Consider the following 12473-nt stretch of genomic DNA (forward strand, 5'->3'; position numbering starts at 1 on the left):
ATCGATACCACAGTAGTATGGATGTGAGTTATTATAAAATCTCATTGAGCTTTCTCCTGTTGGTTTAGTCACCTTAAGCATACCGCTGATGCGGCTTGCTAGGGAGGAGGCTCAATGAGTATCAATTACCACAGTTATTTAACGTACCGCGCGTTTGGCTACCATCTGGTGAATAGCGGGTTTCAAGGTATGAGCTGTATGCTAATGGCCCTGCTATATCCATCACAGTTGCTGCTGTAAAACGGCGGTTGTGGCGGTCATTTTCAACCACTTGCCAAATACCGCTAACTAATTTAATTCGTACAACAGAAACACCATGAGCATTGATTTCTTTACGTATTTCATCAATTACTGTGCGCTTGCCATCAGTGCTATACGTCGGACCATTTGGATGCAGAGCATCTTCATCTATGTATTCGTGGTTGATACACAATAAACCATCATCTGCGGCATCGTTAAGCGGAAAGAAATGCATGCCATCATGGTGCATCCCGACTGAGTTTTCTTGATCTACTGCGGTATTACTGCCATCGGCTTTCCAGGCTGCTGCTTTGGTATTTAACGGCGTTCCCCAAGGTGCTAATACATAAGCTGAATACCCTGCAGGAATTGCTACTGCATCAGTTTTAGTACCCGCAATAGACTCAAAACCTAATACTGCTGAGCTTTTAAGCGGTGGAGTTGGCGTAACTGGTGCGGTAGGCGTTGTTGGCGTTTCTACTGCAGAATTATTATCAGAACCACAAGCACTTAACCCGAACCCACCAAACGCAGTCATCGCACTAAGGCCTAAACCACGCTTAACAAAATTACGACGCGATAAATGATTTTCCATCACTTCATTGAAAGGTGTATTTTTGCTGTTGTTAAAACGAGTTGGATCAAATGTCGCCTTGCTCATAAATAGTCCTTAGATATGCTCTGAAAATAACTGATTAAATGTAGGTATAATTATTTGTCAGTTAAGATAAGCGTCTAATGTGACAACAAGGTACAAACTGGATGACAAAAATGTGGCAATAAAAAGACAATCACCACACCGCCAAATGTGATGATTTTCAGATACTCATTTTAATATTAAATAGGCGGCTAAATAACACATCACGATTCAGCGAATAAAATAGATTTTTAACGCTTTTTACCGTGAGATGCTGCCAACGCCTTTTTACGCGCTTGTTGTTTTAATGAAGACTTAGTGGTTTTACGGGTTAGCGGAGCGATCACATCAAGATCAGGCTCAAATCCCGCCAACCATTGTTGTGGTAAACGTCGATCTAAAAAAACTTCAAGTTTGATCAATAACGGTTCGTCATCAACACTGAGTAAAGTAATGGCTTGCCCTGGCTTACCGGCCCTGCCTGTTCGGCCGATACGGTGGACATAATCTTCAACTTGAAACGGCAATTCCATATTAACTACATAATTTAATTCGTTAATATCGAGTCCTCTGGCCGCAACATCAGTGGCAACTAATGCGGTGACATCGCCGGCTTTAAAGGCGGCCAATACTTGCTCGCGCACTGCTTGTGATAAGTCTGCGTGAAATGCTTCTGCTGCAACTCCCGCTTGTTTCATTTGCTTTACCAGTGTGTCGGCGCCTTGTTTGGTGCGACAAAATATTAAACTTTGTTGCCAACCTTCTTGGGCAATTAAATGACACAAGATGGCGCACTTTCGTTTGGCATCAACATTAAATACCCGCTCAACAATACTGCTGGCTGTAACATTGCGTTGGGCCACTTCAATCACTTGTGGCGATCGTAATAAACGGCGACTAAAACTGAGCATACGGTCATCTAACGTGGCTGAAAACAACAGAGTTTGCCGGGCACTTGGTAAACGCTTAAGTACTTCGACTATTTCATCTTTAAAACCCATGTCCAACATGCGATCAGCTTCATCAAATACTAAATGAGTTAACTGCGACAACGACAATGCGCGCTTACGTAATAAGTCCAATAAACGCCCTGGTGTTGCCACTAAAATATCAGTACCTGCGGCTAACTGTTGTATTTGCGCACCAATACTCACCCCGCCATAAACCATCACACAGCCAATATCACTGCCTTTAGCATATTGCTCGATACTCGACTGAACCTGTTGGGCCAGTTCACGCGTTGGTACTAACACTAAACAGCTAATGACGGCCTTGGTATTGGGGGTTTCTGGTGTTGTTGGTACTGTGCGCTTGCTTAAAATGTGGTGCAGTAAAGGCAAAGCAAAAGCGGCCGTTTTTCCCGTACCAGTTTGTGCCCCCGCCATCACATCTTTACCGCTTAAAATAATCGGAATAGCACGTAACTGGATAGGTGTAGGCTGCTGATAATTAAGCTCAACTAAACGATCGATCAAGATGGGATGTAGCGACAAATCTGCAAAAGACATAAAAACTCCAAACAGGTGGATGCGCAGTTTATCACGCTCATTCTGGTGAAAACAAAGGCTCTATGTTTTGATTATATGGATTGTGGTTAATGAAACTAGCCGTTTGATACGATGCTGAACACATCTTCAGTACAATGAACCTATTGTGACAGAAAATACTGAGTGAAATGAATCTGACATATACAGCTGAAGACATTAAAATAATCAGCAGCTTTATTCATTACAACGATGTTTTCACTAAATGTTGCCATGAGCTCGCGAAACGGTGAACTTCTTGCTAATGAGCGGTATTTTCAAGCCTGCCAAGCAAACTGAACTGGTTAACAATGTAGCATCTAAAATCAATGACACTGATGCAACAGAGACTAAAACATCTCAGGCTGAAAATACTGCCAAAAAGCACGCTAATAAGTGGCAGTTGAAGCGGTGGATCAGGTGGTAAGTATTAAACTGCTAGCATATTACACATTACCACGCCTAAATAAACGTAAATTATCTTTGCTAATTAGCTTGGGATATTGAGCGGTGACGTCGAAAAATCCATTTGAATACGCTAGTGCTAGTGACGCTTGGTTTTGCTTATCGATGTAAGCAAATACAGGGGTCGATATAAATTGCTTTAAAAACATTTCTAACGCTTTGGTAGCAATACCTTGGCCCCAATATTCACGGCCAATCCAATAGCCAACTAAACGCATTTGAGGATCAGATTTTGCTGCCGGGTCGGTATTGATCCATGATAGAACATTACCCACTAGCACATCATCTAGCCAAATACCTTGGGCGGTGGCTTTCTCATTGGCCAATATTTTTTGCTGCCAATGTGCATTAAAAGCCTTGCGTTTACGCGCTGGAAAATCAGCCATTTTATTCGCAATAGGGTCGTTCTCAAATTCAAACAATATATCTAAATCTGCTTCAGTAATGGGATGAAGAGAAATATTCATTTCGGGTTCGCCTTTTCTATGTTGTGTCACCAAGATCATTTATATTATAGATAACCTCAACTCTGAATAAGAGATGGGATAAATCGTTAAAAAACGGTTTTATTTCAAGTTTGTAATAACAAACTGGCCGCGTATTGCACTAACAAGGCATATTGACACATCAATAACTTGCCTATTATAAGTCGATACAGGGTAGATAGTGGCTCAAAGGGTAATTTGATAACCGTTTATTATCCAGCGCTGAGGTTATGTTTATTCATCGACGCACTATGACGATGAGTTGTCGTATCAACATGCATTTAAGGAACACAGGATGAACAGCATTAAAACATGGCAATGGTTAGGCTTTGCAGGCCTATTACCTTTTATTATTCTCAGTGTATTGGCATTCAATCATAGCCTATTAGCACCCGAAATGACTATGTTAGGGTTTGTTAGCTATAGTGCTGTAATTTTAAGCTTTGTTGCCGGTACACTTTGGGGCAAGGCAGTCATATTAACCTTAGATGACAATATAGCCAAATTACTGATTATTAGTAACATAATCGCTCTTGGATGCTGGATTGCACTATTAACCCCCTTTGTATTGTCCGCACTTATTCTGCTCGTCAGTGGTTATCTGTACTTACTTTATGTTGAATTTAAAGCTAAACAATTATCAACCACCACCAGCTACATCACATTACGCACAATATTAACCAGTGTCGCGGTAGTATGTCATATTGTGGTGATGCTGAGCCTCTTTAGTGTTTAATGCCATTGAATTAATTAAAAAGCTCATGCTTATTCGCATGAGCTTTTTTCTAGCTGACTCAAAGACACCTTATAAACCCACTATAAGCCAGTTTGACACTGCTCAGTTTGATTTATCATTGGCGCTAAAATAGGCATCATACCTTTAAGCACTTGTAATGGCAGTGCGGAAGTAAAGCTGAAATCGTCGGCCTTCTCTCCTGGCACAAACGCCGTTAGAGTTCCGAAATGATGATCGCCCAAATAAAACACAAATGTCGCAGTACGGTTTATTGCCGTTGAAGACACTTTACGACCATTACGAATTTCAGTCGCAATACGGTTATCACCAGTCCCGGTTTTACCGCCCATAACCACAGGTTGGCCGTTGCTATCTAGCAAGCTGCCTTTAAGCCTTCTGGCAGTTCCATTTTCAACCACATTAGCCAACGCCCGTTTAAGGGCCCGAGCGACTTCTTGATGCATCACTCTGGATACTGTTTGCTTGTTATTAGCCAATGTCACTTCATAGGGCGTATTTTCTGCAAACTGTAATTGGTCAATTCTCACAGTGGGATAACGATAGCCATCATTTTGAATAATACCCATTAGCTCCGCCAAGGCTGCAGGCCTATCACCGGAGCTCCCTAAAGCCGAGCCTAATGATGGCACCATATAATCAAATGGATAACCCATTCTCACCCAGCGCTGATGAATACTTAAAAATGCTTCGACTTCTAGCATCACTTGAATTCGAACATCACGTGCATTTTGATGACGAGTTCTAAACAACCAACGATACACTTCTTGTAATTGTGGCTGCGCGTCATCTAATACTTGGGTCAATTCGGTTTGTGGGTAGTCATTTAAATAACGTAACACCCACAGCTCCAATGGATGAACCCGAGCAATATAACCTTGATCAGCCAGATTAAACTTTTCTTCGCCGTACTTGCTGTATAACAGATTAATTTGTTTATCGGTAAATGTTTTGCTCGGTAAACGCTCAGTTAAAAAGGCTGTTAACTCACGGACCCCGTCATAGGGTTTTAAATAACGATAAACGGCAGTTAGCTTTTGTTCCTGTTGCTGAATACCATCAAAAAACATATCAAGGCGCTGTTCTGGCGTTAAGTGACGATACTTACGATAAAAACGTTTTACAAACGAACTGCCTTCCCGTTTAGCAAATGCTTTGAGGTATTCTTCTCGACGAGGATCTTTATCATTACGCAGTAACTGTGACACACTGCCTTCACTATTATAACTACTGCTGTAATTAACAATATCTTGCATTAAGCGCACAAAGGGTAAGTTTATCGATTCTTGTAACGCTTGATATAAGGTTGGTACGCGGCTGTCTTCTTTCTTATTAAAATTGTTAAATACATGCAAACCGCCGCCAGTGAAGAATCGTTCTTCTGGTGAGGCCGAATATTCGCGCTGAAGAGCGGCATCTAACATCCGGGTTAAATTACGGTCACGGGTGGTAATTAAATAATCGACCACCCAACGGGTAATTTTGTCTTTGCGCTCCACATCCACTTGGCGTAAATCAACCACTGTCATTGCTGAAAATCGCTGTTGTAACTCTGCAATAATGTCTAAATATGTGGCTAGTACTCGCAGTTTCGCTGTCGAGCCTAACTCTAATTTACTGCCCTCATTAATATCAAACGGCTGATCAATGCTGTCGGTTTGAATGCGGACGCGATTAGCACTATCGGTGCTTTCATATAAAGTAAAACTGTAGAGCACTTTGTCTAACTGCGGTACCGACAGTAGACGTTCTCCCAATAATCCTATGCGCTGTGCATTTGGCTCAAAAGCTAAGCTGCGTAAGTAATCACTAACTTGCTGCTGTAAGTCGCCATGAAATGTACTCTTAATCGATAAGTCGTAGCGATCAAGATCAAACAAACTTAAGTCGAGCATGCCCGCGGTGCGGATTCTTACTGCATTAACCCCTTTATTGCTAGGCAAGTTAGTGACTGCCAACTTACTATTATTAAATGTTAGTTTTTGCTCAAGAGCAGACACCATCAATTGCGTTTCAATCAAGCCATCGCCACCCAATAAACGCAAATAACTGTCTACAAGCGACTCTAAATCATCATGACCTTGGCGTAAGTAATATGACGGCCGACGTTGGGCGATCATCAGTGCCACGATTTGACGAAACACCTCGCCACGCTGAGCACCATTTTGTGGTGTATGACGGCTCAATAGTAATTGGTTGGCCTGATTAAAATCAGTTTTAAACCAAGCCCATAAACCATCCCCAATACCATGGACTTCACCAAAACCGGGAGCCGATGATAATGGTACTGTGTTGAGATAATCTTGTACTATGCGATGCCGAGCGCCAACAGTGCTCTCGCCTTGCTGATACACTCGTACAATGGCCGAACCAATTTGCAGTAATTTGTCTTTAATACTTAAGGTTAAGCCATGATTTGAATGCCTAAATTTTTCAATTTGGGTGGCTAAGGTACTACCACCAGCTTTAGACATATCAGCACCAAAAATATCCGCAACCTGGCTTGCTGCAGCCAACACAAATCGAGGCCAATCAACGACAGGATTATAGTTAGCTTCAGGGCTTAACATTTCTCGATTTTCAATAAACAACAAAGTGTTAACCACTTGGTCTGGAATTTTATCTTGATCTCGATAAACACGTTTAGGGTACAAGAAGTCGAATACCGTCATGTCACGACAATCTTTTATACTTAACCCTGATTGAGCTTTTTCATGATACGGCGGGAAAAAACCTTTTTGGGTATAATCCATCAACATCGGCGAAAACGCGACTTGCTGAGTAATTTGGTAATTGCGCTCAATTAATCGAGCAATTTTCTTCGGTAATTGACTGTAACCATGGCGCTCATCAAACGGACCATATTGCGGATAGATGACCGCATCACTGCGATAATCTCGGGTTTTGTAGGTTAACTTACTGGCATATTGGTGCAAAAAATAAGATTGATAATACGATGTTCTTACCTCAAACTCGACCAGATAAGCGGTTGCTAATAATAATACTATCAACAGCCAACCCGCTTTACTGCGACGAACCGGTAGCGGTTTGGCGGGAGACGTTTTAGGCCGATAATTGTCAAACTGACTGTCTGTATTTGGACTAGACACGAACTCTCCATCTAACGCATAAGATCACAATAACGCACCATTTTATTTGTCGTTGATATGTTAAACACATCGCGGATGTATATTGTGTTAATTTTATCAGATGGGTAAAGCCATTAGATATAGACAAAATAACTAAATATTGTTTTTTAAACGTTTATTACCACAATATCGCTGTTTTGACACAAGAAGCATTTATCAAGTCTAAGGATTGTTTTGGATAACAACATATCGCACACACAGTATCCACCATTGCGACTAGGTTTGGCCATGTGGTCACAAAATCAGTGGCAACAAACTATCTACGGTAATAGCCAAGCTCACCGGCTAGCACGCTATGCAGAAATATTTAATAGTGTCGAAGGTAACACCACTTTTTATGCCATACCATCGTTACAAAACGTGCAAAATTGGTACGCAGCAACCCATGACAATTTTAGTTTTACCTTTAAACTGCCCAAGCAGATTACGCACGAATTACAGCTACAACATACAGGTCCTGCCTTGAAACATTTTTTCAACGTCATGGAACCACTGATTACTCGCACTGGGATATGGAAAATCCAACTTCCCGCCAGCTTTGGGCCGCAATCGTTACCGCAATTAGCACAATTTTTAACTCAAGTTCCTCAAGGGTTAACTTATGGCGTAGAGGTACGTAACAGTGCTTTTTTTGCCAAAGGAGAAGCGGAACAAGCATTAAACCGTTTGCTTATCACCCATCATTGTAATCGAATTATTATGGACACTCGGCCGGTTTTTGCCGCCGCACCAACTACACCTGCCGTCATTGATGCCCATAAAAAAAAGCCCCGAGTACCTGTACACGCTATTGCTACCGCCAACAATCCAGTGGTGCGCTTTATTGGTCACCCACAAGATGAAGCCAACGTACATTTTTTCCAAAACTGGCTTAAACAGTTACCACTTTGGATAGCTCAAGGTAAGCAGCCTTATTTGTTTGTCCACACTCCAGATAATCATGCGGCACCGCAACTTGCGGTAGATTTATACCGCTTACTCCAACAGCAACTAACACACAGTGCATCGCCGCTGCCAGATATCAATTTATTACCGCAGCATCAGCACAGCACAACGCAAATGGGCTTTGATTTGTAACATTCACTTTTATCCAACACCAACAGCATACTAAGGCACAAATAGCGGTGAACAGAATATTGTCTTTTATGATATTATTTGCGCCGATCTAGCTTAGCCATACCGCCCGTTTATATTGTTAAAGGAACCACTATGAGTGAATCTGCAACCCGTCTAAATAAGTACATTAGTGAGAGTGGTATTTGCTCACGTCGTGAAGCAGACCGCTATATTGAACAAGGTAATGTATTTATCAATGGTAAGCGTGCCAAAATTGGTGACGGTGTCGAATTCGGCGATAAAGTAAAAGTGAATGGCCATGATATCGCCCCTCGAGATGAAGCGGACTTAGTGTTTATTGCACTCAACAAACCTGTGGGTATTGTGAGCACTACTGAAAACTCCGAGCGTGATAACATTGTCGATTTTGTTAACCACAGCGAACGTGTATTTCCAATTGGTCGTTTAGACAAAGATTCGCAAGGATTAATTTTTCTTACCAGCAATGGTGATTTAGTTAATAAAATCCTCCGAGCCGGTAATAATCACGACAAAGAATATGTGGTCACCGTTAATAAACCTATCACAGAAGCCTTCTTACAAGGAATGCGAGCGGGTGTGCCCATGCTAGGGGTCATCACTAAAAAGTGCAAAGTTGAACAAGTTTCAACATTTGTATTTAAAATTATATTAGTCCAAGGCCTTAATCGTCAGATCCGCAGGATGTGTGAACACTTCAACTTTGAAGTCACTAAACTTGAACGCCAATCGATTATGAACGTGTCGCTCAAAGGGTTGCCAGTGGGAGAATGGCGCGATTTAGATGAGCAAGAACTCAGTACCTTAATGAAATTAATTGAGCATTCCTCGTCAGAGGTCAAAAACGCCCCAAAAAAAGCCAAGAAAAAGCCCACCCAAAGCTTACGAGATAAAATTGAAGGCCCTGAGCATTTTATGCAAAATAGAGGAGCTAAGCCTAAAAAGCCGACAGCAAACAAAGGTAAAGTTAGCCACTCAAGAAAACCGAAACGCTAAACTCAAGGGCTTGCAAAACTCACATTTACTACAGCATAAATGACATATCACTTAAGATATCTTCAGTCTGTAAATTAATCATTTTACAGTATTCAAAAAGGTTGTAATGCTGTAGAATTGAGATTGTACCAAATTTAAAAAAGCCAGTTTTATATAAAAAACAATTAATATAAGCACTTAGTGTTTGATTATGTATTTATAGAGATAAACATTTGATATGCATAATGTTGATCAAAATTAATACAGAATGGTTTTTTTATTTATGTTAGATATGCTAGAATTTTACCCGCTTTATTACGATAAAGACTGATAGATGACAGCAACAGGACGCTGTGTTTTTAAACAAGGAATGTGACATGTTCAACAATAACCTTCTAATTGTAGATTTCCCTGTCCTTCTTCATGGGCAATTTCAGCACCTTGCGAACCTTATCCAATTTAACTTAATTCCGACTAGTGCTAGTGATGCATTATCAGAATTATCCAACGCGTCTAGTCTGGAAAATGACACCAATATTATGGTTCATTATCTTGAAAATCCATTACAAGATATTGGCTATTTATGCGTCGAATTATTTAAAAATGATTTGCATATCGCATTTTGTCCTGCATTAAATGCGGAATTAGAAGTCATTCTTATTTCATCAGGATTTCATGGTGCAATCAGTGTCAATGACGATATAGCCCACCAAATACAAAGTATCAAAAAAGTACAAGATGGAGAAATCAGCTTCCACCCCAAAGCGGTATCCAAATATATCTTGCAAAGAAAGCGTATTCCATCATCAGGTAATCGCGCCAAAATACTTGCGGTCACCACCAAAAAAGAACAACAAGTCTTGTCACTCATACTGCATGGATTAACCAACGAAGAAATGGCCAAAGAGCTCAACATTTCGGTTAACACAGTCAAAATGCACGTCCAAAATATTTATAAAAAGACCAAGATTAAAAACCGCGGCCAATTATTTGCCTTCGCTGCTGGCTGATTCCCCTATTTAATACTCCAGTTAATACTTAAAAAGTGCGCCTAACAATGTATCAATTAAACGATACATTGTTAGGCTCACTTAATATTTAACATTAGATATTTTCATTGTTTTAACAACACTTCATCCATAATGTAAGGACACATTAATGCACCATAAAAGCATATTAGCCATATTGATCTCTGGCGCACTCTTAATCGGTTGCGGTTCATCTGACGATGATACTAATACCGGAATAACTCAACCAGACTCTGGCACACCAACTACGCCGCCTGTATCAGAATACAATCACCAAGTAATCGGTCTCGCGGTATATCAAGGTGCATTATCTGGTGCGACTGTTTGTGCCGATTTAAACCAAAACTTGGCCTGTGATAATGATGAACCTTTTACGATTACAGATGTTGACGGTAACTACCAAATAGACTGGAAAAGTGAAGTCGAAACACCAGATTATTATTTAGTGGCTAATTGGGAAGCAGCAACGGCAACTCAAGCAATTCAAGCACGCTCTTTGGCGCTGAATATTAAAAATCCAACCAACCGTTCTGCGCCAAAAGCTATCGTTAGTGATGCAGGGAAAGGCACATTAATCGCTAGTCCACAATACAATGGTGCGATTAACAACCTGACACATATTAAACTCTCTCGTGTAATAGAGATGAAAAATCAAAGTTTGTCTGACAGCGAAATTGATCAGCTATCGACTGAGTTAGATGCTTTATTAGCAATCTTATATCAATTAGATGCAGCAAGCTTATATTCTGTTTCTGCTGATGCATCGGCTAAAACAAGCTTTACCCGCCTCGAGTACGCAATTGCCTATTTACAGCAAGTCATTGCAACCCAAATACCCAACTTAATTGCAGCAGAGAAAATTCTGGCAGCTACATATTTGGAACTTTGGCAAAAACTAAGCGCCAGCGGCCTTTCAGCAGAAGAGTTTTTCTCAACTGATATATATACTCTCGCAGCCAACATACTGTTTAGTGACGCTGCGATCGCATTAGGGTTTACAGAGTTACCTATTGATTCACGTATTTTGTCCCAAAACGATTGGGATATTGTGCTGGGTAATATCATCAACGAAAAAGGCTTTACCAATACATTATCATTGACCATGTCGGCTGATATGAATGCGTTTTCAATACAAAATGCCGACAATACCAAAACACTCTCTTGGGTTGCGGTTCAACCTAATCAGGCGCTAGCTTTTGAAGCTTCATTAGATGAGGGAAATGAAATAATAACAGAGTGCTGGAATAAAACAGATAAACGCTGGTATACCGAAGATAATGGTCCAATAATTGAACCCACAATTACTGGTAATACCTACAACACTGTATACTCTGGTACGTATGTACCTATTACTATTGATATCGATAAAGTGACTAACGCTAATACGAGTGATTATTGGCAATCGGTTTTAAATATGGCCCCAGAAATATTAAAGTTAGATACATTAACCTGGCCTGATACCCTATACCGATTAACCGTGACTCAATCCGCAGACGTAATGTGTCGTGTCGTTGATGATTATGAAACTTATGAGCTATCAAGCTTTGTGACTGAAGAAACGCTCTCTACTACTATTATGGCGGAAATCTTATTTAAGTTTTATTTTCCTGATAACATTCGCATCGATGAAGAAAATCAAACTATTGCACTACTTGATAGTGACGGCAGTATTGAACAACGTTTTCAAATGACTAAAAGCAATAGCCCAAGTGATCAGTTATTAATTGAAGTGGCAGAAATCGTCGAAGGCTCTGCACAACAATACGTGTATCCAGACTACTTTGTACTTGATGATCAACAACTGATTAAAGTTGAACTCAATAAAGCAATGCAAGCGTCTACAGCAAATAATGTCTCGGTAACGTTTGATAACAACGCAGGGTTTACCCAAACCTTGTATCAACACCTTTACGACCAAGTTAATCCATTGATTTTCGGTCAATAAAGGTAGCAGACTGATATTAATGTAAAATCCCCATAGCGTTAGCTCATGGGGATTTATTCATTCCGCAGAAAAACATCCTTTTGAATGTTTAATATAAAAACAAACATCAAAAGTAATAATCAATCTGTAACCCTGATGATGTTTGAATATCTTATGGGCACGTTTAAGGTTCTTTCT

Annotated in this window: 8 protein-coding genes and 1 pseudogene; 5 read left to right on the forward strand and 4 right to left on the reverse strand. The window is 40.5% G+C overall.

Features of this window, described 5'->3' with window-relative positions:
- Positions 1 to 124 precede the first annotated feature (124 nt).
- The 3 genes and pseudogenes from H5185_RS18065 to H5185_RS18075 form a co-directional block, all read right to left on the reverse strand.
- Positions 125 to 901, reverse strand: a pseudogene (locus tag H5185_RS18065) (PhoX family protein); the annotation flags it as partial.
- Positions 902 to 1128: 227 nt separating this feature from the next.
- Positions 1129 to 2385, reverse strand: a complete 1257-nt coding sequence (locus H5185_RS18070; protein WP_182742787.1) for a DEAD/DEAH box helicase — start codon at positions 2383 to 2385, stop codon at positions 1129 to 1131.
- 461 nt (positions 2386 to 2846) lie between these two features.
- Positions 2847 to 3332 (reverse strand): GNAT family N-acetyltransferase, encoded by a 486-nt coding sequence (locus tag H5185_RS18075; protein WP_182723418.1) that lies wholly within the window; start codon positions 3330 to 3332, stop codon positions 2847 to 2849.
- A gap of 313 nt (positions 3333 to 3645) precedes the next feature.
- On the opposite strand from H5185_RS18075, the gene H5185_RS18080 reads away from it, so the two are divergent.
- On the forward strand, positions 3646 to 4086 hold the full coding sequence (locus H5185_RS18080) for a DUF3429 domain-containing protein (protein WP_124017362.1): 441 nt from the start codon (positions 3646 to 3648) through the stop codon (positions 4084 to 4086).
- 80 nt (positions 4087 to 4166) lie between these two features.
- On the opposite strand, the gene H5185_RS18085 is transcribed toward H5185_RS18080, so the two are convergent.
- The gene (locus tag H5185_RS18085) at positions 4167 to 7214 is read right to left on the reverse strand and encodes a transglycosylase domain-containing protein (protein WP_182742788.1); all 3048 of its coding nucleotides are present in this window, start codon (positions 7212 to 7214) and stop codon (positions 4167 to 4169) included.
- Positions 7215 to 7481: 267 nt separating this feature from the next.
- Here H5185_RS18085 and H5185_RS18090 point away from each other — a divergent pair, with 267 nt between their 5' ends.
- The 4 genes from H5185_RS18090 (at position 7482) to H5185_RS18105 (ending at position 12296) form a co-directional block, all read left to right on the forward strand.
- Positions 7482 to 8330 (forward strand): DUF72 domain-containing protein, encoded by an 849-nt coding sequence (locus tag H5185_RS18090; protein ID WP_182698611.1) that lies wholly within the window; start codon positions 7482 to 7484, stop codon positions 8328 to 8330.
- A gap of 132 nt (positions 8331 to 8462) precedes the next feature.
- Positions 8463 to 9344: a 23S rRNA pseudouridine(2604) synthase RluF gene (gene rluF / locus H5185_RS18095; protein ID WP_124017359.1), complete on the forward strand. Its 882-nt coding sequence runs from the start codon at positions 8463 to 8465 to the stop codon at positions 9342 to 9344.
- A 356-nt stretch (positions 9345 to 9700) separates the two neighbouring features.
- Positions 9701 to 10333 carry a response regulator transcription factor gene (locus tag H5185_RS18100; RefSeq protein ID WP_182742789.1) on the forward strand — a complete coding sequence of 211 codons (633 nt, stop codon included), beginning with the start codon at positions 9701 to 9703 and terminating at the stop codon, positions 10331 to 10333.
- Between the two features lie 148 nt (positions 10334 to 10481).
- On the forward strand, positions 10482 to 12296 hold the full coding sequence (locus tag H5185_RS18105; RefSeq protein ID WP_182742790.1) for a hypothetical protein: 1815 nt from the start codon (positions 10482 to 10484) through the stop codon (positions 12294 to 12296).
- The last annotated feature ends 177 nt before the right edge of the window (positions 12297 to 12473 follow it).

Source organism: Shewanella sp. SG44-6 (assembly GCF_014164185.1).
Classification (GTDB): Bacteria; Pseudomonadota; Gammaproteobacteria; order Enterobacterales; family Shewanellaceae; genus Shewanella; species Shewanella vesiculosa.